General features: G+C 72.6%; 21 protein-coding genes. 12 read left to right on the forward strand and 9 right to left on the reverse strand.

The genetic code is table 11. The annotated features are described in order from the left end of the window. The first annotated feature begins 2 nt into the window (after positions 1-2). From pucL to ACFYXC_RS05385, 3 genes are all read left to right on the forward strand, one after another. Positions 3-929 (forward strand): factor-independent urate hydroxylase, encoded by a 927-nt coding sequence (gene pucL / locus ACFYXC_RS05375; RefSeq protein WP_388907712.1) that lies wholly within the window; start codon positions 3-5, stop codon positions 927-929. Between the two features lie 47 nt (positions 930-976). Beyond that, positions 977-2,356, forward strand: a complete 1,380-nt coding sequence (locus ACFYXC_RS05380; protein WP_389547217.1) for an 8-oxoguanine deaminase — start codon at positions 977-979, stop codon at positions 2,354-2,356. A 244-nt stretch (positions 2,357-2,600) separates the two neighbouring features. Continuing rightward, on the forward strand, positions 2,601-4,049 hold the full coding sequence (locus ACFYXC_RS05385) for a nucleobase:cation symporter-2 family protein (RefSeq protein ID WP_389547219.1): 1,449 nt from the start codon (positions 2,601-2,603) through the stop codon (positions 4,047-4,049). 19 nt (positions 4,050-4,068) lie between these two features. On the opposite strand, the gene ACFYXC_RS05390 is transcribed toward ACFYXC_RS05385, so the two are convergent. Then, positions 4,069-4,884, reverse strand: a complete 816-nt coding sequence (locus ACFYXC_RS05390; RefSeq protein ID WP_388907706.1) for a chitosanase — start codon at positions 4,882-4,884, stop codon at positions 4,069-4,071. A 307-nt stretch (positions 4,885-5,191) separates the two neighbouring features. Between ACFYXC_RS05390 and ACFYXC_RS05395 the strand changes: the two genes are divergently transcribed. Further along, positions 5,192-6,898, forward strand: coding sequence for a heme peroxidase family protein (locus ACFYXC_RS05395; RefSeq protein WP_389547222.1), 1,707 nt, complete (start codon positions 5,192-5,194; stop codon positions 6,896-6,898). Positions 6,899-6,984: 86 nt separating this feature from the next. Here ACFYXC_RS05395 and ACFYXC_RS05400 read toward each other — a convergent pair whose 3' ends face one another. Next, on the reverse strand, positions 6,985-7,644 hold the full coding sequence (locus ACFYXC_RS05400; protein ID WP_389547225.1) for a hypothetical protein: 660 nt from the start codon (positions 7,642-7,644) through the stop codon (positions 6,985-6,987). Positions 7,645-7,725: 81 nt separating this feature from the next. Continuing rightward, complete coding sequence (locus ACFYXC_RS05405) at positions 7,726-8,934, reverse strand: pyridoxal phosphate-dependent aminotransferase (protein WP_389547228.1); 1,209 nt, start codon at positions 8,932-8,934, stop codon at positions 7,726-7,728. Between the two features lie 86 nt (positions 8,935-9,020). Here ACFYXC_RS05405 and ACFYXC_RS05410 point away from each other — a divergent pair, with 86 nt between their 5' ends. Continuing rightward, positions 9,021-9,653: a winged helix-turn-helix transcriptional regulator gene (locus ACFYXC_RS05410; RefSeq protein ID WP_389547231.1), complete on the forward strand. Its 633-nt coding sequence runs from the start codon at positions 9,021-9,023 to the stop codon at positions 9,651-9,653. A 206-nt stretch (positions 9,654-9,859) separates the two neighbouring features. On the opposite strand, the gene ACFYXC_RS05415 is transcribed toward ACFYXC_RS05410, so the two are convergent. Continuing rightward, the gene (locus tag ACFYXC_RS05415) at positions 9,860-11,392 is read right to left on the reverse strand and encodes an IucA/IucC family protein (RefSeq protein WP_389547234.1); all 1,533 of its coding nucleotides are present in this window, start codon (positions 11,390-11,392) and stop codon (positions 9,860-9,862) included. A 108-nt stretch (positions 11,393-11,500) separates the two neighbouring features. On the opposite strand from ACFYXC_RS05415, the gene ACFYXC_RS05420 reads away from it, so the two are divergent. The 3 genes from ACFYXC_RS05420 (at position 11,501) to ACFYXC_RS05430 (ending at position 14,462) form a co-directional block, all read left to right on the forward strand. Continuing rightward, positions 11,501-13,174 carry an IucA/IucC family protein gene (locus ACFYXC_RS05420; RefSeq protein ID WP_389547237.1) on the forward strand — a complete coding sequence of 558 codons (1,674 nt, stop codon included), beginning with the start codon at positions 11,501-11,503 and terminating at the stop codon, positions 13,172-13,174. A gap of 74 nt (positions 13,175-13,248) precedes the next feature. Further along, a complete protein-coding gene (locus tag ACFYXC_RS05425; RefSeq protein WP_389547239.1) occupies positions 13,249-14,163 on the forward strand; it encodes a HipA family kinase in 915 nt (304 codons plus the stop codon). Then, positions 14,160-14,462: a SelT/SelW/SelH family protein gene (locus ACFYXC_RS05430; RefSeq protein ID WP_389547242.1), complete on the forward strand. Its 303-nt coding sequence runs from the start codon at positions 14,160-14,162 to the stop codon at positions 14,460-14,462. The genes ACFYXC_RS05425 and ACFYXC_RS05430 overlap by 4 nt, the downstream gene beginning before the upstream one ends. A 39-nt stretch (positions 14,463-14,501) precedes the next feature. Here ACFYXC_RS05430 and aceB read toward each other — a convergent pair whose 3' ends face one another. Both aceB and ACFYXC_RS05440 read right to left on the reverse strand, forming a co-directional pair. Beyond that, positions 14,502-16,136: a malate synthase A gene (gene aceB, locus ACFYXC_RS05435; RefSeq protein ID WP_388907691.1), complete on the reverse strand. Its 1,635-nt coding sequence runs from the start codon at positions 16,134-16,136 to the stop codon at positions 14,502-14,504. Between the two features lie 210 nt (positions 16,137-16,346). Beyond that, positions 16,347-16,946, reverse strand: coding sequence for an NTP transferase domain-containing protein (locus ACFYXC_RS05440; RefSeq protein WP_389547245.1), 600 nt, complete (start codon positions 16,944-16,946; stop codon positions 16,347-16,349). Between the two features lie 188 nt (positions 16,947-17,134). On the opposite strand from ACFYXC_RS05440, the gene ACFYXC_RS05445 reads away from it, so the two are divergent. Beyond that, positions 17,135-17,449, forward strand: a complete 315-nt coding sequence (locus ACFYXC_RS05445; RefSeq protein WP_389547248.1) for a DUF5955 family protein — start codon at positions 17,135-17,137, stop codon at positions 17,447-17,449. A gap of 5 nt (positions 17,450-17,454) precedes the next feature. Here ACFYXC_RS05445 and ACFYXC_RS05450 read toward each other — a convergent pair whose 3' ends face one another. Beyond that, a complete protein-coding gene (locus ACFYXC_RS05450) occupies positions 17,455-18,267 on the reverse strand; it encodes an IclR family transcriptional regulator (RefSeq protein ID WP_389547251.1) in 813 nt (270 codons plus the stop codon). Positions 18,268-18,490: 223 nt separating this feature from the next. On the opposite strand from ACFYXC_RS05450, the gene allB reads away from it, so the two are divergent. Beyond that, positions 18,491-19,888: an allantoinase AllB gene (gene allB / locus ACFYXC_RS05455; protein ID WP_389547254.1), complete on the forward strand. Its 1,398-nt coding sequence runs from the start codon at positions 18,491-18,493 to the stop codon at positions 19,886-19,888. Beyond that, on the forward strand, positions 19,885-21,015 hold the full coding sequence (gene alc / locus ACFYXC_RS05460) for an allantoicase (RefSeq protein WP_389547257.1): 1,131 nt from the start codon (positions 19,885-19,887) through the stop codon (positions 21,013-21,015). The genes allB and alc overlap by 4 nt, the downstream gene beginning before the upstream one ends. A gap of 92 nt (positions 21,016-21,107) precedes the next feature. On the opposite strand, the gene ACFYXC_RS05465 is transcribed toward alc, so the two are convergent. Both ACFYXC_RS05465 and ACFYXC_RS05470 read right to left on the reverse strand, forming a co-directional pair. After that, the gene (locus ACFYXC_RS05465) at positions 21,108-21,881 is read right to left on the reverse strand and encodes a 3-oxoacyl-ACP reductase family protein (RefSeq protein ID WP_389547259.1); all 774 of its coding nucleotides are present in this window, start codon (positions 21,879-21,881) and stop codon (positions 21,108-21,110) included. 73 nt (positions 21,882-21,954) lie between these two features. Continuing rightward, positions 21,955-22,161, reverse strand: coding sequence for a hypothetical protein (locus tag ACFYXC_RS05470; RefSeq protein WP_388907675.1), 207 nt, complete (start codon positions 22,159-22,161; stop codon positions 21,955-21,957). A 179-nt stretch (positions 22,162-22,340) separates the two neighbouring features. Here ACFYXC_RS05470 and ACFYXC_RS05475 point away from each other — a divergent pair, with 179 nt between their 5' ends. Further along, a complete protein-coding gene (locus tag ACFYXC_RS05475; RefSeq protein ID WP_389547263.1) occupies positions 22,341-23,591 on the forward strand; it encodes a sensor histidine kinase in 1,251 nt (416 codons plus the stop codon). The last annotated feature ends 10 nt before the right edge of the window (positions 23,592-23,601 follow it).

The raw sequence follows: 23,601 nt of genomic DNA on the forward strand, positions 1-23,601 counted from the left end.
ACATGACCACCCCTTCCCGTCCTGCCCGCCCGGCGGTGCTGGCCCAGAACCAGTACGGCAAGGCCGAGAACCGCGTCGTCAGGATCACGCGGGACGGCGCCACCCACCACATCAAGGACCTGAACGTCTCCGTCGCCCTGAGCGGTGACATGGAGGAGGTCCACTACTCCGGCTCCAACGCGAACGTCCTGCCGACGGACACCACCAAGAACACGGTGTACGCGTTCGCCAAGGAGCACGGCATCGAGTCCGCCGAGCAGTTCGGCATCCACCTGGCCCGGCACTTCGTGACCTCGCAGGAACCGATCAGGACCGCCCGCATCCGCATCGAGGAGTACTCCTGGGAGCGAATCGGATCCACCGGCGCCGGCGAGGGCGGGCACTCCTTCGTCCGCAAGGGCCAGGAGACCCGCCTCACGCAGATCACGTACGACGGCTCCTCGTGGGAGGTCGTATCCGGCCTCAAGGACCTGGTCGTGCTGAACTCGACGAACTCCGAGTTCTGGGGCTACGTCAAGGACAAGTACACGACGCTGAAAGAGGCGTACGACCGCATCCTCGCCACCGAGGTCTCCGCCCGCTGGCGGTTCGGCTGGAGCGACGACGCGCAGCCGATGCCCGACTGGGAGGAGTCCTACGCGCAGGTGCGCGGGCACCTGCTCGAAGCCTTCGCCGAGACGTACTCGCTGTCGCTGCAGCAGACCCTGTACCAGATGGGCGCACGCATCATCGAGAACCGCGGCGAGATCGACGAGGTCCGCTTCTCGCTGCCGAACAAGCACCACTTCCTCGTCGACCTGGAGCCGTTCGGCCTCAAGAACGACGACGAGGTGTACCTCGCCGCCGACCGGCCGTACGGACTGATCGAGGCGACGGTCCTGCGGGACGGCTGTGCGGCGCGCATCCCGGCCGACCTCACGAATCTCTGACGTACCCGTCGACCGACGCACCTGTCCGACAGCGAAAAGGACGAACCATGGCAGCAGACCGGCGCATCGTCATAGAGAACTGTTCCATAGCGACCGTCGACGCCGACGACACCGAGTACCCGTCGGGCCACCTGGTCCTGGCGGGGGACCGTATCGAGTCGCTCGGCGCGGGCCGGGCCCCCGAGGGCCTGGAGAACGTCGTCCGCAGGATCGACGCGACCGGTCACCTCGTCACCCCGGGCCTGGTCAACACACACCACCACTTCTACCAGTGGATCACCCGCGGCCTCGCCACGGACCACAACCTCTTCGACTGGCTCGTCGCCCTCTACCCCACCTGGGCGCGCATCGACGAGCGGATGACGTACGCGGCGGCCCAGGGCTCCCTCGCGATGATGGCCCGCGGCGGTGTCACCACCGCCATGGACCACCACTACATCTTCCCGGAGGGCTCGGGCGACCTGTCGGGTTCGATCATCCGCGCCGCGCGGGAGACAGGCGTCCGCTTCACCCTCGCCCGCGGCTCCATGGACCGCAGCGAGAAGGACGGCGGGCTGCCGCCCGACTTCGCCGTCGAGACCCTGGAGGACGCCCTCGCCGCCACCGAGGCGACCGTCGACGAACACCACGACGCCTCCTTCGGCGCCATGACCCAGGTGGCCGTCGCACCCTGTTCACCCTTCTCCGTGTCCACCGAACTCATGCGACAGGGCGCCGAGCTGGCCCGGCGCAAGGGGGTACGGCTGCACACCCACGGCTCCGAGACGGTCGAGGAGGAACAGTTCTGCAAGGAGTTGTTCGGCATGGGGCCGACCGACTACTTCGCCTCGACCGGCTGGCTCGGCGAGGACGTGTGGATGGCGCACTGCGTCCACATGAACGACTCCGACATCAGCGCCTTCGCCCGCACGGGAACGGGGGTGGCCCACTGCCCCTCGTCCAACGCCCGGCTGGCGGCCGGGATCGCACGCGTCCCCGACCTGCTCGCGGCCGGCGTCCCGGTCGGCCTCGGCGTCGACGGCACGGCGTCCAACGAGTCCGGCGAACTGCACACCGAACTGCGCAACGCGCTGCTCGTCAACCGCCTCGGCGCCCACCGCGAGACCGCGCTGAACGTCCGTCAGGCGCTGCGGCTCGGCACGTACGGCGGAGCCCAGGTCCTCGGCAGACAGCGGGAGATCGGCTCCCTGGAACCGGGCAAGCTCGCCGATCTGGTCCTGTGGAAGCTGGACACGCTGGCCCACGCGTCGATCGCCGACCCGGTCGCCGCCCTCGTCCTCGGCGCGGCGGCGCCGGTCACCGCCTCCTTCGTGAACGGTGCGCAGATCGTCGAGAACGGCAGGCTGCTGCACGTCGACGAGGACGCCGTCGCCCGCTCCACCCGGGACGCCGCCCGGCGCCTCGCGCGCATCGCCGCGCGCACCTGACCCCGCCCCCGCCCAGATCTCCGGCCGAGGGGGACGGCCCTCGGCCGGTGGCCGTGCACCCGAGCGGGTCCACGGCGACCGTTCCGGGGCGCGCGCACGAACCCGCCCGCGCCCCGGAACGGTCACCCCGCCACGCCCTCTCCGTGACGGGCCGCCCGCCACGCCCAAGGCCGTGACGGGCATCGTTCCCCACCTCCCTGACACCCACGTCGACGCCGACGTGCAACCGACCGGAGGAGCCGCCGTGGCCGCCCAGCACACGCCCAGCAGTACGGACGCAAGCCCGACCGGGTCCGAGAAGCACCCGGTCGACGAGAGACTTCCCGCCCTGAAGATGGCGACCAGCGGTCTGCAGCACGTGGCCGCCATGTACGCCGGCGTGGTCGCCCCGCCCCTGATCGTCGGCGCGGCCGTGGGCCTGACCTCGGCCGAACTGACCTTTCTCACCGGTGCCTGCCTGTTCACCGCGGGACTCGCCACCTTCCTGCAGACCCTCGGCGTCTGGAAGATCGGCGCCCGCCTGCCCTTCGTCAACGGCGTCACCTTCGCCGGAGTCGCCCCGATGATCGCGGTCGTCGACTCCACGGAGGACAAGCGCGACGCGCTGCCGGTCATCTTCGGCGCGGTCGTCGTCGCGGGCGTACTCGGCTTCCTCGCCGCCCCGTTCTTCAGCAGGGCGGTCCGCTTCTTCCCGCCGGTCGTCACCGGCACGGTCATCACCCTCATCGGCATATCCCTCATGCCGGTCGCCTTCGGCTGGGCGCAGGGCCCCGATCCGGCGGCGGACGGCTACGGTTCGGCCACCAACCTGGGCCTGGCGGGCGCGACCCTCGTCGTCGTGCTGCTCCTGCGCCGTTTCACCCGCGGTTTCGTCAAACAGATCGCCGTCCTGCTCGGCCTGGTCGCCGGCACGCTCGTCGCCGTCCCGTTCGGCGTCACCGACTTCGCACCGGTGGCGGACGCGGCGGTCGTCGGCTTCCCCACGCCGTTCCACTTCGGAGCCCCGCAGTTCCAGCTCGCGGCGATCCTCTCGCTGTGCGTGGTGATGGTGGTCTCGATGACCGAGTCCACCGCGGACATGCTGGCGCTGGGGGAGATCGTCGGCCGGCCGGCCGACGAGCGGACCATCGCGGCGGGCCTGCGCGCCGACACCCTCGGCTCGGCCGTCAGCCCGCTCTTCAACGGCTTCATGTGCAGCGCGTTCGCCCAGAACATCGGGCTGGTCGCGATGACCCGGATCCGCAGCCGGTACGTCGTGGCCACGGGCGGCGGCTTCCTCGTCCTGATGGGGCTGTGTCCGATGGCCGCGTCACTGATCGCCGTGGTGCCGCGCCCGGTGCTCGGCGGGGCGGGCGTGGTGCTGTTCGGGTCGGTGGCCGCGAGCGGTATCCAGACCCTCGTCAAGGCGAACCTGGAGAAGGACAACAACGTCCTGATCGTGGCGGTCTCGCTGGCCGTCGGCATCATCCCGATCACGGTGCCGGAGTTCTACCACGCGTTCCCGGAGACCGCGAGGATCCTCCTGGACTCGGGGATCTCGACGGGGTGCGTGGCCGCCGTGGCCCTGAACCTCGTCTTCAACCACCTGGGCGGCCGGCGGGACGCCGACGAGGTGACCGCCCCTATGGAGCCGGGCGAGGAGCTGGCGGGCCGGCACACCGTGGCCGGGCCCCGGGCGGCTCCCGGGGCCTGACCACGGCCGGCCGTCGCGCTCAGCCGATGTGGAAGCTGTCCCCGTAGACCTGCCAGTCCAGCGGCGGGTCCAGGTTCAGGTTCCGGTTCCTCAGGAAGACCCGCTGGGCGGTGTCCACCCGGCTGGTGTCCTCATGGGCCTCCTCCTGCTTCATCGCCCACACACGGGCGTCGAGGAAGGCGTCGAGGTACGTGACCTCGTCGCCCCCCTGGGCCGGCGGCCTGGCCCGGTCCAGGGCCAGCTGGCGGATGCTGCCGAAACTCGTACGGTCGCCGCCGTCGCCGTGCATCACGATGGCGTCGTAGTACGCGAACTGGCCCAGCGTGCCGAGGCCGTCCGCCTTGCCCCGCCGGACGGCGGGGTCGAAGTAGACGCGGTCCCGCTCGTCGTTCTGGGCCTGTTCGAAGGCGTGGTCCAGGGCCGCCCGCCGCCACGCGTCCGGGTAACCGGGGTCGAGGCCCTCGTGCGAGTCGGTGCCGTCGACGCGGCGCAGGGCGGGCAGGTAGCCGGCCAGCGGGTTGTCGGGCCTGCGTCGGGTGTAGAGCTCGACGAGGTCGAGCATGTCGCCCGTGCCCGAGCAGAATCCGATGATGCCGGCGGTGTAGCCGCGGCCGTCACGGATGTCCTCGATGTATCCGTACTGCGCCCTCCAGTCCAGCGAGGAGTTCTCGGCGCTGGAGACCAGTTTCATGGCGATCTCCTTCTTCGCCGGGTCGTCGAGACCGGCGGCCGCGGCGCTCGCGGGGCTGCCGGCGACGGCGGGGCCTGCCACGAGGGACGCTCCGATCAGGGCGAGGAGGGTTCTGCGTGAGGAGCGTACGTGGGGGGTGTGCACGGGACCTCCAGTGGGGGTGGATGCCGCTCTTCCGTACTGTTAGGAAAGTTTCCTACCAGAGATGGAGGACGACGTACACCCCGCTCGCGGCGTGAGCCGTGCGCGTGCGTGCGGTCCGCGGCGTGTGACACATGGGGCGTGGTGTGGCGTTTCGGGAGTATGGGGCGATCACAGGATAAGCACTGCCATACGGGAACTACCGTCCATGCGTGATGCGTTGTAAGGCGACAAGGATGAACGTGTACGACCACTCCGCGGCCGGTGGGGACCGGGCGCGGAGCACGGGGGAAGAGAAACGGAGCACACCGTGCACCGACACCATCGCGAGACCTACTACGTCGTCGACGAAGGCCGGATCCTGGAGTTCGAGAAGGGACGGTCGGTCGCGCGCGTACCGACCGCGGCCGAGCAGCAACTGGCCTTCCGCTTCTCCAGGTTCGGCAAGCGCAAGGGCGTACAGCTCGGCGAGGAACTGCGCGCCCGGCTCGCCGCGGCCATGACCGCCGTCGGACGGGGCGGCGACGACCCGGACTCGGGTCCGCCCGGCACTCCGGTACCGGCGGGCTTCACCTATCTGGGGCAGTTCGTCGACCATGACCTGACGCTCGACAGGACACAGGTCGGCCTGGGCGAACCGATACCGGTCGAGGAGCTGTTACAGGGGCGCAGCCCCGCCCTCGACCTCGACTCGCTGTACGGCATGGGCCCGGACCACGCCGGCAGCGCACGCTTCTACGAGCCCGACGGCCACCTCAGGACGGGGACGTCGCTGGGGGTGCCCTTCCCGCCGGACTTCCCGCCCGCCAACACCGACCAGAAGGGCTTCGACCTCGCCCGGGCGGGGGAGACCGCGGGCGGCACCCGCGCCGATCAGCGGGCCCCGCTGATCCCGGACCCGCGCAACGACGAGAACCTCGCGATCGGCCAGTTGCACCTGGCCTTCGTCCGCTTCCACAACCGGGTCGTCGACCGGCTCGCGGAGCGCGGGGTGCCCGAGTCCCGCCTCTTCCGCAGCGCCTGCGACACCGTGGTCAAGCACTACCAGTGGATGCTGCGTACGGACTTCCTGCCGCGGGTCGTCGACCCGGAGATCGTCGAGCGGGTCTTCACCCGCGGCCGCCGGCACTTCGAGGTGCCGGGGCGGGGCCGGCCCGGCGACCTGCCGACGATGCCCATAGAGTTCTCCGTCGCCGCCTACCGGTTCGGGCACAGCATGGTCCGGACGGCCTACCAGTGGAACAGCGTCTTCCGCACCGGGGGAGACGGCGGGGCCGCCACACTCGGTCTGCTGTTCCGGTTCAGCGGCACGGCGGGCAACCTCAGTGTGGGAAACCCGGCTGATCCGAACGGCCTGAGTGACCTCGACGACCCGAACGCGGGGGACAACCTGCGGCTGCCCAGCAACTGGATCGCCGACTTCCGCAGGCTCTTCGACTTCGGTGAGGCGGGCCGGGACGACCTCGTCGTGCCGGCGGACGAGTTCAACGTCGCCAAGCGCGTCGACACCCTGCTCGTCGATCCGCTGGCCGCGCTGCCCACCGGCACGTTCGACGGCCGCGGTCGTCCCGCTCCGCCGCCGGTCCAGCGCAACCTCGCGTTCCGCAACCTCACGCGGGCCGACATGGTCGAGCTGGCCACCGGGCCGCAACTGGCCGCGCAGATGCGTATCGCTCCGCTGACCGAGGACCAGATCCTGCGGGGCGCCGGCGGCGCCGTGCTCGACGGGCTGAGTGCCGAGGAGCGCGAACTCCTGGTGGCGCACACCCCGCTGTGGTTCTACATCCTGCGCGAGGCCGAGGTGAACGAACGCCATCCCGGCCGGCTCACCGGTGTGGGCGGCACGCTCGTCGCCGAGGTCTTCCACCGGGCGATGGAGGGCAGCCGCACGTCGATCGTGAAACACCCGGGGTGGCGCCCGAGTCTTCCCTCCCACCGCAGGGGCGCGTTCACGATGACGGACCTGCTGCTGTTCGCCTTCGAGGACGACGCCGATCTGCTGAACCCGCTGGGGTGAGTTCCGCCCGGCCGGCCCGCCCGGACGGCGTACCGCGAGGATGCCGTCCGGGCGACGGGCAGGGCCCTTCCCGCCGGGGCGAACCCTCACGACCGGCGGGGTGAGGCGAGCAGATAGCGCGCCCCCGTCCGCGGCTCCGCGTGCTCGCTGACCTGCCACCCCGCCTTCTCCAGCGTCACCGCACACGCGCGCAGCGCCCCCGCGTCCGGCTCGCGCACGGCGACGGCCTCCGGCTGGGGCGTCGCACGCACCCGGTACCCGCCGGCGTCGCTGCCCGCCCCCGCCGGGCGGTGCCCCGCCGCCTCCAGCGCGAGAGCGGCCGCCTGCACCAGATGCGTACGCTCCCACGCGCAGGGCCGGTCCACGACGCCGTCCGTGGTGGTCATCCGCCGCAGCTCCAGCAGCCCCTGCCAGGCGCTGTGCACCTCCCGTACGCGCACGGGCCCGGCTTCGGGGGCGTCCTCGCCGCCGACCCGCGCGGCGAACACCCCGGAGGTGTCGGGAGGAGCGGCGCCGGGTCCGGGAGGGGCGGGACCGGCGGCCTCCGCGGCCTGCCGTGACGACTCCTCGCGTATCCGGTGCCCCGCCGGGGTGAGGAAGTGGGCGTGCGGCGGACGGGGGTGCCGGAAGGCCAGACCGTGCCGCACCAGCGCCGCGAGCTGGCTCTCCGTGCCCTTGAGGCGTCCCGTCACGGCGTCGGCGGCGTCGATGACACGCCGCTGTGCGGCGGTCGGCGGTCGCGTCACGGATCCTCGCCTCCTCGGGCCACGGCCACGGTGCGTCCGTCACCTGCTCCGAAGCGTACGGCTCGGGTCCGACATCGCCACCTACTGCCGGTAGCCGCTCAGGAACCGCCCGATCCGGCTGATCGCCGCGTCGAGGTCGTCGGCGTACGGGAGGGTGAGGATGCGGAAGTGGTCGGGGCGGGGCCAGTTGAAGCCGGTGCCCTGGACGACCTGGATCTTCTCGCGCAGCAGCAGGTCCAGCACGAACTTCTCGTCGTCGTGGATCTTGTGCACCGAGGGGTCGATGCGCGGGAAGGCGTAGAGGGCCCCCTTCGGCTTCACGCACGACACGCCGGGGATCTCGTTCAGCTTCTCCCAGGCGCGGTCGCGCTGCTCACGCAACCGGCCGCCCGGCGCGGTGAGTTCATGGATGGACTGCCGGCCGCCGAGCGCCGCCTGGATGGCGTACTGGGCGGGCGCGTTGGCACACAGCCGCATGGAGGCCAGCATGGTGAGGCCCTCCAGGTAGTTCTGCGCGTGCCGGCGCGGGCCGGTCACGACGAGCCAGCCGGAGCGGAAGCCCGCCACGCGGTACGTCTTCGACAGGCCGCAGAAGGTGAGGACCACCAGGTCCGGTGCGAGCGCGGCGGCCGAGTGGTGCACGGCGCCGTCGTACAGGATCTGGTCGTAGATCTCGTCCGCGAAGACCATCAGGCCGTGCCGGCGGGCCAGGTCGAGGATGCCCTCGATGATCTCCTTGGGGTAGACCGCGCCGGTGGGGTTGTTCGGGTTGATGATGACGACGGCCCTCGTGCGGTCCGTGATCTTCGACGCCATGTCGTCCAGGTCCGGGTACCACTCGGCCTGTTCGTCGCACAGGTAGTGCACGGCCTTGCCGCCGGCGAGCGTCGTCACCGCCGTCCAGAGCGGGAAGTCCGGGGCGGGGATCAGGACTTCGTCGCCGTCCTCGACGAGCGCCTGGACGGCCATGGAGACGAGTTCGGAGACGCCGTTGCCCAGGAAGACGTCGTCCACGTCCACGTCGAGTCCGCGCTCCTGGTAGCGCTGTGCCACGGCCCGGCGCGCCGAGAGGATGCCGCGGGAGTCCGTGTACCCGTGTGCCTGGGGCAGCATCCGGATCATGTCCTGGAGGATCTCCGCCGGTGCCTCGAAGCCGAAGGCCGCGGGGTTGCCGGTGTTGAGGCGCAGCACGCTGTGGCCCGCCTCCTCCAGGGCGTTCGCGTGCTCGATGACCGGGCCCCGGATCTCGTAACAGACCTCGCTGAGCTTGCTCGACTGCCGGAACTCCATGCGGTGCGCACCTCCAGGTTGTGGTGTTGCTTGGTTTTACCAAGTAGGTGCTTGGAAAGTCCAACGCGTTGTCTAGACTGCGTCGCATGTCACCTCGCCGAAGCTACGACCAGTACTGTTCCGCTGCCCGGGCCCTCGACGCCGTGGGTGACCGCTGGACCCTGCTGATCGTCCGCGAGTTGCTGGCCGGTCCGCGCCGCTACACCGACCTGCACGCCGACCTGCCCGGCGTGAGCACGGACGTGCTCGCCTCCCGGCTCAAGGACATGGAACGGGACGGTCTGACGACCCGGCGCCGGATGCCCCCGCCGGGCGCGGTGTACGTGTACGAACTCACCGGCCGGGGCCGCGCGTTGCTCCCCGTGCTGCAGGCGCTGGGCGAGTGGGGCGCCCCTCTCCTGGCGGACCGCCGCGCCACGGACGCGGTGCGCGCCCACTGGTTCGCGCTGCCGCTGCTGCGCTCGCTGGAGGGGCTGGGCGAGGGGCTCGTCCAGGTGTGCCTGGACGAGGGTGAGTTCCACGTCCGCCTCGGGGACACGGACGGGCCGGTGTACGGGGAGGGGCCCGCGCCCGGGGAACCCGACGCCAGGCTCCTGCTGGACACCGGGACGTGCGCGGAGCTGGGGCGGGGCGGGCTGACCGTGCGCGACGCGATTCGGGACGGCCGCATCGTCGTCCAGGGGGAGGCCCCCCTGGCCAAGTCCCTCCGCACCCCCTGACGACCGTCGCCCCGCCGCCGACCGCGGGCGCGCGCCCCGACTTCGACCGCGGGTGCGCCGTGGCTGGTCGCGCAGTTCCTCGCGCCCCTGAACAGGCCCTGGCGGGCCTGCACGGGGCATGGCCCCGTCAGGGGCGCGGGGAACTGCGCGATCAGCCACAGCCGGTCCGCTGGCAAAGGACGGGCCCCGGACGGGGGTGCCGTGCTTCAGGACGAGTGGCCGATGGGCGAGTCCGTCGGCCGGGCGGCGAGGGGGTTGGGCAGGCGTGCCCAACTGTCACCGGGCCGCTCCGGCGACAGCCGCATCAGCGTCAACGCCTTGGCGGGCACCGGCTCCCGGAGCAGCGCCAGGAGATCCGGGCCGCGCGGCAGATCCCGTACGGCCGCGCGCAGCGCCTCCCGCAGCGCCGGCCCCGAACCCGCCGTCGCGGCCAGCGTGCCCGCGACGAGCGAGCCGAAGAGCTTGCTGCGCAGGACCGACTCGTCGTCCGTCACGATACGGCCCGTCAGATCGGGGACCGGGATGCGATGGCGGGCCAGCCGGGCCGGGCTGATCCGGATGTCCGCCAGATCGCGGTAGACGAGCCGCACCGGCGTGCCGGCGGGGGACAGCACCACGAGCAGGTTCTGCCCGTGCGCCTCCAGGGCCACGCCCAGTTCGAGGAGCCGCAGTCCCACGGTGAGCGCGAGCCGGCTGAACTGCGCCAGCCAGGCGGGGGACTGCGGCCGGATGCCCGCGGCCAGGGCGGCGACCGGGACGACCTGCTCGCCCGGCCCCGCGTACAGGTCGGGGGACTCCCGCGAGACGGCGGCCAGATCGGGCGAGCCGGCGCTCACCGCGCCGAGCGTCCTGGTGATGTGCAGCAGCCCGTCCAGTCGTCCGGCCATCGACTCCATGAACGCCGACACCGTCGCGGCCGAGGTGATCGAGTACACCGAGATGTCCCGCACGGAGGAGGTCAGCCGGGCACTGAGCGCGGTCTTGACGTGCGGGCCGCCCGGCACGGCCAGGGTGCGCAGGGACATCAGGGGATGCGCGGCCAGGCCGTTCCCGACGGGCTGCTCGTCCTTCAGCACGTGCCGCGCCTGCCACGGATGCACGGGGATCAGCACCCGCCCCGCCTCCCGGTAGGGCCACGCGCCCGTCGACCGGCAGTCGTCCTCCCGTACGGCGACCATGCCCAGCTCGACCACCGGCCGGTGCTCGGGGGCGTACGCCAGCTGCTCGGCCACCGAGAATCCGGGCCGGGAGCGGCAGTTGGGGTGGAAGGGGTGCCCGTCGACGACCCGCTGTTCCCACTCCCACAGCGCGCGGGGGGCGCCCGAGGGGACCTGGCCGGCCCGGGACAGCGCCAACGAGGCCACACTGTGCGCGAGTTCGGCGGCGAAGGCGCGGCTGTGGGGGAGTTCCAGCGCTGTCATCAGCGCGGCCGGATGCTCGTACGCCGTCCCGGCCAGCTCGACCTCCGTGACCGTCGTGGCCGTCGCGTACGCGTCCGGGCGCGGCCCGTGCAGCCGACGGCCGTCGGCCAGCCGGAGCGTCAGCCCGTCGGGCCCGGCCGCGCGGTGCGTGACCCACGGCAGCGGCTCGTGCGCGAGCCCCCGCCACAGCCGGGTGAGGACGGCCGCCCGCGCGCCGGGGAGCCCGGCCGCGTACGGGGACAGCAGTGCGGGGCGCACGGTGCGCAGCTCGGCGGCGAGCGCGGTCTCGGTCTCGGCCGGGGTGCGGGGAGGTTGCACAGGAGCTCCTGGGGTGAGGGGACGCCGGCACGGCCGGATACGACGCCGGACATCCGGACATACTGAGCGCAAGTGCACCGTAGGCAACGAACGGATCGCGTGGATCTCATGCACCCCCTGCCACCCACGAAGCCCGTACGGCCCCCGCGGCCGATGCCGCCCGTGCCGCCCGGTGACGGCGTCACCGAAGCCGCCGACGTGTACGCGGCGGCGCCGCTGCTCAATTGTCTGCTGCGGGAGATCGGCGAGCCCGAACCGGGTCCGCCGGGACCGGGCGACCGGCGTGTGTACCGGCTGCCGGCCCTGGGACGACTCCTGCGGGTGCGGGGCGGACGCCGTCCCCGCGATCCGGAACTGTTCACCGACGGTGCCTGGCAGCGGCTCGGCCACGCCGGACTGGTCGAGCTCACCTCCCGCGAACTGCGCCTGCGCACCGGCCTGTCCGCCTCCGCACTGACCGCCGAGATGACGGACAGCCGGGACGTGGTGGCGGCGATCCTGGCGGCCCGGGAGGGCGTGGCCCCGCCGGCCGACCCGTACCGGCGCTCCGAGCAGTCCCTGATCACGGGACACCCGTACCACCCCGCCCCCAAGGCGCGCGGCGGCGGCCCGGTCACCGGCTGGCTCCCGTACGCCCCCGAGGCGTACGCCGACTTCCCGCTGGTGCTGCTCGGCCTGCGCGAGGACGCCTGTGCGCAGGACGGCGACACCACGGCCCTGGACGCCCTGGGGGAGGCCCCTGACGGCTACCGTCTCCTTCCCGCCCACCCGTGGCAGCTCGGCCTCGTCGGCGCCCGCCCGCGGATCCGTGAGGCGTTCGCCGACGGCCGCCTCGTCCACCTCGGCCCCTCCCCGTGGCCGGCCTGGCCCACGGCGGCGGTCCGCACCCTGTACGTCCCCGGTGCCGACCTCTTCGTGAAGTTCAGCCTCGACGTCCGTATCACCAACGACATCCGCCGCCTCTGGCGTCACGACCTCCTCGCGCTGCGCCGTACGGACGCCGCGGTGACCTCGGCCTTCGACACCCTGGGCGGCGGTGCGGCCTGGCTGAGCGACCGCGGCTACCGCACGGCGGACTTCGCCTTCGAGGAACTGGCCGTCCTGGTGCGCGACGGTCTGGGTGAGCATGTGACCCCCGGTTCCACTCCCTTGCTGGCGGCCGCGCTGACGGAGGGCACGGCAGGTCCGTACGACCGCGAGGGCACAGCAGGCCCGGACGACCGTGACGGCCCGGACGGTTCGGCCGGCTTCGACGGCAATCCCCTGGACACCCTCGCCGATCCGGCCGCCTGGTGGACGGCCTATCTCCGCCAAGTGGTGCCGCCCGCACTGGAGTTGTTCGCCCGGCACGGGGTCGTGCTCGAAGCGCACCTGCAGAACACGGTGATCGCCGTGGACGGTGAAGGGACACCCGTGCAGGCGCTCTTCCGGGACGCCGAGGGCGTGAAGCTGTTGCCGGACGTGACGCGCGCGGCCGGATGGGAGCGGCTGGTGTACTGCCTGGTCGTGAACAACCTGCTGGAGATCGCGGAGGCCCTGCGGGAGCGCCACCCGCGGCTGGACGTGTGGGGCACCGCGCGGCGGGAGCTGGCGCGGTACGCCCCGGAGCTGCCCGAGGTGACGGAACTCCTCCGGTCCCCGGCCCTGCCCGGCAAGACGAACCTGCTGCTGCGCTGGACGGGAGCGGACGGCGCGGACGCACGCTATCTGCCCGTGCCGAACCCCCTGCGCTCGCCGAACCCCCTGGACGCGCCGGACGCCCCGGGCCGGCCCGGCGCCTGACCGGTGGGACGACCGACGCCCCGCCGGCCGGACGCCCGGACACGAGCGGCGGCGGCTGAATTACAGTGGCGGGTGTGCTGCGCGAAGTGACCGCCGACCGATACGTGACCCCGCTGCGGGCGGGCGGCTCCGTGCCCGGAGTCGTCGAGGCCGACGACCTGGGGACGTACGTCGTCAAGTTCACCGGCTCGGCGCAGGGCCGCAAGGCACTGGTCGCCGAGGTGATCGTGGGCGAGCTGGCACGCGCCCTGGGCCTGCGGTTCCCCGAGCTGGTGCTGGTGCACTTCGACCCCGCGACCGGCGCGCACGAGCCGCACCAGGAGGTCCAGGACCTGCTGCGGGCCAGCGCCGGGCTCAATCTCGGCATGGACTACCTGTCCGGCGCCCAGGACTTCACCCCCGAGGTCGCGAGGGCGTTCGACGTCGACCCGCTGGAGGCGGGCCGGATCGTCTGGCTGGACGCCCTCACGGTCAACGTGGACCGCACGACACACAGCTCGAACCTGATGATCTGGCCCACGCTCGGTGTCGCGCCACCGAAGCTGTGGCTGATCGACCACGGGGCCGCGCTGGTCTTCCACCACCGCTGGGACGCGTCCTCGCCGGAGAAGGCGTACGACTTCCGGCGCCACGCGCTGGGCGGCCACACCCCGGACACGCGCGCGGCGGACGCCGAACTGGCGCCCAGAGTGACCGAGGAACTGCTGCGCGCGATCGCCGCGCAGGTGCCCGACGCCTGGCTCGCGGACGAGCCGGGTTTCGCCGGCCCGGACGAGGTCCGCGAGGCGTACGTCGGCTACCTCCTCGCCCGGGTCCGGGCGTCCGCCGCCTGGCTGCCCACGGACTTCCCCACCCGTGCCCAGCTCGCGGACGAGGACGCCCGCCGGGCCACGCAGACCCGGCAGGGGCGGCCGGAGTGGCTCAAGCGGGTCCCCGACCTGCACGGCAGACCGGCGGCGGAACAGGATTGGTCGGTACACCTCGGATGACCACGGACGACACACTCGCAGGCCCCGGCCGGGCGCACCGCGTGCAGATCGAGTACTGCACCCAGTGCCGCTGGCTGCCCCGGGCCGCCTGGCTCGCCCAGGAACTCCTCACCACCTTCGAGCAGGAGCTGACCGAGCTCGCGCTCAAGCCCGGCACCGGTGGCGTCTTCGTCGTGCGCGTCGACGACGAGGTGGTCTGGGACCGCCGCGAGCAGGGCTTCCCCGAGCCGACGGCGGTCAAGCGCCTGGTGCGCGACCGAGTGGCCCCGGACAGGTCCCTGGGCCACTCGGAGAGGTAGGACACGCGCCCGGACGGTACGTGCCGGGTGGCGGTGCGCTCAGCCGGCCAGCTGCTCGTACGCGGGCAGCGTCAGGAAGTCCGCGTAGTCCTCGTCCAGCGCCACCGTCAGCAGCAGGTCGTGGGCCTGCTGCCAGCGGCCGGCCGCGAAAGCCTCCTCGCCGAGCTCGGCGCGGACGTCCGCCAGTTCCCGGGCCGCGATCTCGCGGGCCAGCTCGGGGGTGGCCCGCACGGTCCTGCCGTCGTGGTCGAACTCGACGCCCGCGTTGATCCACTGCCAGATCTGCGAGCGGGAGATCTCCGCCGTGGCCGCGTCCTCCATGAGGTTGAAGATCGCGACGGCGCCGAGCCCGCGCAGCCACGCCTCGATGTAACGGATGCCGACCTGGACGGCGTTGACCAGTCCGTCGTACGTGGGAGCGGCGTCGAGGGAGTCGACGGCGATGAGGTCGGCGGCCTTGACGTCGACGTCCTCGCGCAGCCGGTCCTTCTGGTGCGGCCGGTCGCCGAGCACCGCGTCGAACGAGGCCATCGCGAGGGGGACGAGGTCGGGGTGCGCGACCCAGGAGCCGTCGAACCCGTCGGCCGCCTCACGGTCCTTGTCGGCCTTGACCTTCTCGAAGGCGACCTTGTTGACCTCCTCGTCCCGCCGGGACGGGATGAACGCCGCCATGCCGCCGATCGCGTGCGCCCCGCGGCGGTGGCAGGTGCGCACGAGCAGTTCGGTGTACGCGCGCATGAACGGCGCCGTCATCGTCACCGCGTTGCGGTCCGGGAGGACGAACTTGCGGCCGCCGTCACGGAAGTTCTTCACGATGGAGAAGAGGTAGTCCCAGCGGCCCGCGTTCAACCCCGAGGCGTGCTCGCGCAGTTCGTAGAGGATCTCCTCCATCTCGTACGCGGCGGTGATGGTCTCGATCAGGACGGTCGCGCGGACCGTGCCCTGCGGGATGCCGACGTGGTCCTGCGCGAAGACGAACACCTCGTTCCAGAGGCGGGCCTCCAGGTGCGACTCCGTCTTCGGGAGGTAGAAGTACGGGCCCTTGCCGAGGTCGAGGAGGCGCCGGGCGTTGTGGAAGAAGTACAGGCCGAAGTCGACGAGCGCGCCCGGGACCGGCGTGCCGTCGGCGTCCACGAGGTGGCGCTCGTCGAGGTGCCAGCCGCGCGGGCGCATCACGACGGTCGCCAGCTCCTCCGGCGCCTTGAGGGCGTACGATTTGCCGGTGCGGTCGTCGGTGAAGTCGATGCGGCGGGTGAAGGCATCGGCCATGTTCACCTGACCGAGGACCACGTTCTCCCAGGTCGGCGCGGACGCGTCCTCGAAGTCCGCGAGCCACACCCTGGCACCGGAGTTGAGGGCGTTGACGGTCATCTTGCGGTCGGTGGGGCCGGTGATCTCGACGCGGCGGTCGTTCAGGGCCTCGGGCGACGGGGCCACGCGCCAGGAGTCGTCCGCGCGGATCGCGGCGGTCTCCGGGAGGAAGTCGAGGGTGGAGGTACGGGCGATCTCGGCGCGGCGCTCGGCGCGGCGGGCGAGGAGCTCGTCACGCCTGGGTGTGAACCGCCGGTGCAGCTCGGCGACGAAGGCGAGGGCCTCGTCGGTGAGGACCTCCTCCTGCCGGGGCAGCGGCTCGGCGTCGACGATGGCCAGCGGGGACGGCGCTGGTGCGGACATGAGCTGTCACTTCCTTCAGCGAACGTGGCACCGGGTGCCAGTCGACCGGATACGGCGGCGAACGCCCCGGACGGGGCCAAGCGCTTCTGATCAGTGGATACTAGTTTCCTCATGGTGGAAGTTCAATGTTTTGTTGACGTCGAGATTGTCCTGATCGAGGGAAGGTGGCGCTCGGTGCCACCCCCTTCACTCCAGGTACTGCCCGGCGTGTCACTCCAGGTGGACGAGGTCCGCCACCGTGTCGATGTCATGGGGCCGCGCCACGTCCGCGCACTCGACGAGCGTGATCGCGTCCGCGCGCGCCCTCAGATAGGCGCGTGCCCCCCGGTCGCCGGTCGCAGTCGCGGCGATGTCCGTCCAGTGGTCGGCGCCGAGCAGGACGGGGTGCCCGCGCCGTCCCTCGTAGGCGGCCGCGGCGAGTGTCGCCGGGGACCCGTAGGCGGCCAGCAGCCGGGCCGTCGCCTCGCGGCCGATGCCGGGCTGGTCGACCAGCGAGACGAGGGCGGCCCGCGCCCCCGTGTCCCGCAGGGACTCCAGCCCGGCCCGCAGCGAGGAACCCATCCCCTCCTCCCACGCCGGGTTCTCCACCAGCACGCACCCGGGCAGTTCCGCCCGCTCCCGTACGGCGTCGGCCCCCGCCCCCAGGACCACGTGGACGCGGGAACAGCCGGCCGCGCGCAGCACCCCGGCCGCGTACTCCACCAGGGGGCGCCCGCGGTGTTCGAGGAGGGCCTTGGGGCGTCCGCCGAGGCGCCGGCCGCCGCCCGCGGCGAGGAGCAGTCCGGCCACCGGGCCGTGGTTGTCCGTCATTCCTCCTGCATACCTGACCCGCGGGCGAGATCGGGATGTCCGGGGTCTGAATTTCGGTCCGCGCAGTGGCGCCCGGCGCACCGGGTGGCGTTTACTGGCCCGCGTCCCCGGCGCCCGACCCACGCCACGGGACGCCGGGCGGGGAGTGGCGGTGTCGTGCGCGACAACGGCGCGTGAGGGGGAGAGCTGTGTTGCGGAGCTTGGGGCAGAGGTCAGTGACCGGCAGCGGCGAGGATCCGAGAGTGGCGGAGCTGAAGAGCGCCGTGTCCAGGCTGCGCCGCGAACTCGCCGCGCATCCGGCCGAGTTCCCGGACCGCGGCATCGCGGAGGACGAACTGGCGGCGCTCGCCGCCATGGCCGGCGGCGGCATCCCCGAGATACCGCGCCTGCGCCGCTCGCTGCTGCTGGTCGCCGGTTCCATCGGCTCGGTCAGCGCGCTGGCCGCGGGGCTCGCCGCCGTACGCAGCGCGGTCGACCTCTTCGGAGAGCCGCCGCGGCACTGAGGTGCTCAGGCCCCCGGGCCCGAACTGGTCAGCACCTCGGACAACTCCCGCGCGACCTGCTGGAGCACGGGCACGATCCGCTCCGTGGCCGTCTCCGTGACGCGGCCGGCCGGACCGGAGATCGAGATGGCCGCCGCGGTGGGGGAGCCGGGCACGGAGACCGCCAGGCAGCGGACCCCGATCTCCTGCTCGCTGTCGTCCACCGCGTAGCCCGCGCGGCGTACCTCCTCCAGCGCGCCGAGGAAGCCGTCCGGGGTCGTGATCGTCTTGTCCGTGGCGGCGGGCATACCCGTACGGGCCAGCAGGGCCCGCACCTCGTCGGCCGGGAGATGGGCCAGCAGTGCCTTGCCGACGCCCGTGGAGTGCGGCAGCACCCGGCGGCCGACCTCGGTGAACATCCGCATGGAGTGCTTGGACGGCACCTGTGCCACGTACACGATCTCGTCACCGTCGAGCAGCGCCATGTTCGCCGTCTCGCCGGTCTCCTCGACGAGCCGGGCGAGGTAGGGGCGGGCCCAGGTGCCGAGCATCCGGGACGCCGACTCGCCGAGACGGATCAGCCGCGGGCCGAGCGCGTACCGCCGGTTGGTCTGCTGGCGTACGTAACCGCAGGCCACGAGCGTGCGCATGAGGCGGTGGATGGTGGGCAGCGGCAGCCCGCTGCTCGCGGAGAGCTCGCTCAGACCGACCTCGCCGCCCGCGTCCGCCATCCGCTCCAGCAGGTCGAAGGCGCGCTCGAGTGACTGGACGCCACCGCCGGCGGCAGCCGGCTTGGCGGCGACATCGGCAGGGGCGTCGCTGGCGCTGGACGTCGGCACGGGCGCGGTCCTTTCAGACGGGCAGGCAGGTGCGCAGCCTACCCGGCGGTGGGTCGGCCGCACGGGCGAGCGCGGCTAATTTCTGCCATACGGAAGAAATTTTCCATTAACTGGAACGACGGTGAGCGGAACCCTTGACGCCATCGGGCGGGGAGGGAAGACTCCTTCAACAGAACGTTGAATTTCGTTTCGTGGACGTGAACGGCGGAAGGAGGCGTCCGGCATGGAAGGGGTTCCGGTGTCCCACGACGACGGCACGGCCGAACTGGTCCTGCGCTCGCGGCGCGTCATCACTCCCGAGGGGACACGCGCGGCCTCGGTCGCCGTCACCGCGGGGAAGATCACGGCCGTGCGCGCGCACGACGCCGAGGTGCCGGCCGGGGCACGGCTGGAGGACTTCGGCGACGACGTCCTGCTGTCCGGGCTGGTCGACACCCACGTGCACGTCAACGATCCCGGCCGCACGGAGTGGGAGGGCTTCTGGACCGCCACGCGCGCTGCGGCGGCGGGCGGCATCACGACGCTGGTCGACATGCCGCTCAACTCCCTCCCGCCGACCACGACGGTCGGCCACCTCCGCACCAAGCAGGACGTCGCCCGCTCGCGGGCACACGTCGACGTCGGATTCTGGGGCGGCGCCCTGCCCGGCAACGTCAAGGACCTGCGTCCGCTGCACGACGCGGGAGTCTTCGGCTTCAAGGCGTTCCTGTCGCCCTCCGGGGTCGACGAGTTCCCCGAACTGGACCAGGACCAGCTCGCCCGCTCCCTCGCCGAGATCGCCGGGTTCGGCGGGCTGCTGATCGTCCACGCCGAGGACCCGCACCACCTGGCCGCCGCACCGCAGATGGACGGCGGGAAGGCCGTCGCGTACGCGACGTTCCTCGCCTCGCGACCGCGCGACGCCGAGAACACCGCCGTCGCGCACCTCGTCGCCCTCGCCGAGCGCCTGGACGCACGCGTCCACGTGCTGCACCTGTCGTCGAGCGACGCGCTGCCGCTCATCGCGGCCGCCAAGCGAAGGGGGGTACGCGTCACGGCGGAGACCTGCCCGCACTACCTGACGCTCACCGCCGAGGAAGTCCCGGACGGCGCCAGCGAGTTCAAGTGCTGCCCGCCCATCCGCGAGGCCGCGAACCAGGACCTGCTGTGGCAGGCGCTGGCCGACGGCACGATCGACTGCGTGGTCACCGACCACTCGCCGTCGACGGCCGACCTCAAGACCGACGACTTCGCCACCGCGTGGGGCGGCATCTCCGGCCTCCAGCTCAGCCTGCCGGCCGTCTGGACCGAGGCCCGCAGACGCGGGCACACCCTGGAGGACGTGGTCCGCTGGATGTCCACGCGCACGGCGCGCCTGGTCGGGCTCGACGACCGCAAGGGCGCCATCGAGGCAGGCCGCGACGCCGACTTCGCGGTCCTGGCGCCCGACGAGACCTTCACCGTCGATCCGGCCGCGCTCCAGCACCGCAACCGCGTCACCGCGTACGCGGGCAAGACCCTGCACGGCGTGGTCAGATCCACCTGGCTGCGCGGCCGACGCGTCATGTCGGAGGGCGCGTTCACCGACCCGGCCGGCCACCTCCTGACCCGCCACCCCCGAGAGGAAGACCCGATCACGTGACCGAGCAGCAGCGACCCCCGTCGGCTCGTTTCACCGGCGACGCGAACCCCTACGGAGGCGGCGACCCGTACGCGGACCACCGCACCGCCGACTTCCCCTTCGCCCGGTACGCCGACCTCGCCGACCGGCGGCTCGGCGCCGGAGTGATCGCCGCCAACGACGAGTTCTTCGCCCAGCGCGAGAACCTGTTGCTGCCCGGGCGGGCCGAGTTCGACCCCGAACACTTCGGGCACAAGGGCAAGATCATGGACGGCTGGGAGACACGGCGCAGGCGCGGTGCCTCCGCCGAGCACCCGTGGCCCGCCCCCGACGACCACGACTGGGCGCTCGTACGTCTCGGCGCACCCGGCGTCGTACGCGGCGTCGTCGTCGACACCGCGCACTTCCGCGGCAACTACCCGCAGGCCGTGTCCGTCGAGGGCACCTCGGTCCCCGGTTCCCCCTCGCCCGAGGACCTCCTCGCGGACGACGTCAAGTGGACGACTCTCGTACCCCGTACGGAGATCGGCGGCCACGCGGCCAACGGATTCGCCGTCGACGTCGAACAGCGGATCACCCACCTCCGCGTCAAGCAGCACCCCGACGGCGGTATCGCGCGCCTTCGCGTGTACGGCGAGGTCGTGCCGGACCCACGGTGGCTCTCGGTCCTCGGCACCTTCGACGTGGTCGCCCTGGAGAACGGCGGCCAGGTCGAGGACGCGTCCGACCGCTTCTACTCACCCGCCACCAACACCATCCGGCCCGGGCGTTCGCACAAGATGGACGACGGCTGGGAGACGCGACGGCGCCGTGACCGGGGCCACGACTGGATCCGCTACCGGCTCACCGCCCGGTCCGAGATCCGGGCGGTCGAGATCGACACGGCGTATCTGAAGGGGAACTCGGCGGGGTGGGCCTCCTTGTCCCTGCGGGACGGCCCGGACGGGGAGTGGACACAGGTCCTGCCACGGACGCGCCTCCAGCCCGACACGACTCACCGATTCGTCCTGGCCGGCCCGGCGACCGGCACGCACGCGCGCGTGGACATCTTCCCGGACGGCGGCATCTCGCGGCTGCGGCTGTTCGGAGCGCCGACACCGGACGGCGCCGCCGCCCTGACGGCCCGCCACCAGGAGCTGGGCGGCTGAGTTCCCCGGCCCGTCCGGCGCCCGCGGACCGGCGGGGAGTCTTCGAGGCCGGGACGGGAAGGGGCGGCGGGGGCGAGGACCCCGCCGGCCGGTCAGGCCGCATGCCCCCCGTCCACCGAGAACTCCGCACCCGTCACATACCCGGCCTCCGCCCCCGCCAGGTACACCACCGCGCCCGCCACCTCCTCCGCCGTCCCGAACCGCCCCACCGCGGTCAGCGCGGCCTGCCCACCCGCATACGGCCCGTCCGCCGGATTCATGTCGGTGTCCACCGGCCCGGGATGGACGATGTTCGCGGTGATCCCCCGCTCGCCCAGCTCCCGGGCGAGCGCCTTGGTCAGCCCGACGAGCGCGGACTTCCCGGTGGTGTACAGCGTGCCCCCGGCCCCCGGCACGCGCTGCGTCATGCACGACCCGATGGTGATGATCCGCCCGCCGCGCGCCATCCGGCCCGCCGCGGCCTGGGAGGCGAGGAAGACACCGCGTACGTTCACGGCGAGCACCCGGTCGATGTCGGCGAGGGAGTAGCTCTCCAGCGGGCCGAGCAGCCCCACACCGGCGTTGTTGACCAGGACGTCGAGGCCGCCCAGCCCTTCCGCGGCACGGGTCACGGCCTCCACCGCCTCCCGCGCGTCGGCGGAGTCCGCGCGCAGGGCGAGCGCCCGCCGCCCCAGGGCCCGGATCCGGCCCGCGACCTCGTCCGCGGCGTCCTTGTCGCGTACGTACGTGAACGCCACGTCCGCCCCCGCCCGGGCGAGCCGTACGGCCGTCGCCGCCCCGATCCCGCGGCTGCCGCCGGTCACCAGGGCCACGGTCCCTTCCATCGTCGCCTGTGTCGTCATGGGTGTCGTCATCTGTGAGGTCATGGGTCCATCACACCGGCCCCGGCCGTGGGACGCTGGCGGCGAACGGACACGGAACTCACCGATGGGCCGCCCCTCACCCGGACTTCAGGCTGTCGGCGACGGCGAACAACGCGAAGGACAGCACCAGCAGCGCGACGCTTCCGTAGATCTCGTGGCCGCCGAGGAAGTCGAGCCGCTGTACGAGGCCCCAGTGGCGGAACCAGCCGGTGAACTCGTGCACCAGGCCCACCCCGCCCTGCACGAGGGCGATCACCCCGAGGAACTCCAGAACCTGCTTCATACGAGGATGCTCACCCCGCGCGGCCCCCGCGGTCATCGGCCACGGGGCGGGGCCCGGCCGACGGAAGTCCCGCCGTGGCGTGGGGAGCCGCGCCGAAAGTCTCCCGTGCCGCCGACTTCGGTAGATGATCCGGCGACAGGGGCGGTGCGGGCGGGCACCGATGCGTAGATTTGCCGACCGTGAGTGATACCGCGCCGCCGAATCCCACGGACCCCCCGGTACGCCGGTGGTTCCTGCCCTCGGCCGTCACCTCCGCGCTCGACCCGGAGCACACCGACCGCAAGGGCCGCCCCCGGCGCACCGCACGGGACTGGGCCGTCGACTTCGCGTGCTTCCTGCTCGCCGTCGGGGTGGGCCTGCTCGGCGCGGACGCGACGGACGGCGACCCGAACATCCCGTACGCCCTGGAACTCCTCGACCAGTGGCTCGGCGCGTTCGCCTGCGCGGCCGTCTGGCTCCGGCGGCGCTGGCCGGTGGGCCTCGCCGTGGCGATGGTCCCGGTCTGCTTCCTCTCCAACACCGCGGGCGGCGCCGGACTGGTCGCCCTGTTCACGCTCGCCGTGCACCGCCCCTTCCGGTACGTCGCCTGGACGGGGGCCGCCCAGCTCGCACTGCTCCCCGTCTTCGCCTGGTGGCGCCCCGACGCCGACCTCCCGTACCTCGGGGTCGTGGGCCTCGGCGCGCTGCTGACCGTCGCGGTGGTCGGCTGGGGCATGCTCGCGCGGTCCAAGCGGCAGCTCATGCTGAGCCTGCGCGACCGCGCGCGGCGGGCGGAGACCGAGGCGGCGCTGCGGGCCGAGCAGGCCCAGCGGCTGGCCCGGGAGGCCATCGCGCGCGAGATGCACGACGTCCTGGCGCACCGGCTGACCCTGCTCAGCGTGCACGCCGGCGCCCTGGAGATCCGGCCGGACGCCCCCCGGGCGGAGGTGGCGCGGGCCGCCGGGGTGATCCGCGAGAGCGCGCACGAGGCGCTGCAGGACCTCCGGGAGATCATCGGGGTGCTCCGGTCCGCCGGGGAGGACGACGAGCCCGGGCGGCCGCAGCCGACGCTCGCCGCCCTGGAGGGGCTGGTCTCCGAGAGCCGCGAGGCCGACATGAAGGTCACGCTGGACAACCGGGTCACCGACCCGGCGACCGTCCCCGCCGCCGTCGGCCGCACCACGTACCGCATCGCGCAGGAGTGCCTGACCAACGCCCGCAAGCACGCTCCCGGCGCGGAGGTCACGGTCACCGTGGCCGGCGCCCAGGGTCCCGGTCTCACCATCTCCGTACGCAATCCGCCGCCGCCCGGTGACGTCCCCCCTGTCCCGGGCTCGGGTCAGGGTCTCATCGGCCTGACCGAACGGGCCACGCTGACGGGCGGACACCTCGAACACGGGCCCGAGGGGGACGGCGGCTTCCTCGTGCACGCGTGGCTGCCCTGGAGGTGACGACACCGCG

It is taken from the genome of Streptomyces sp. NPDC002701 (assembly GCF_042889045.1).
Classification (GTDB): Bacteria; Actinomycetota; Actinomycetes; order Streptomycetales; family Streptomycetaceae; genus Streptomyces.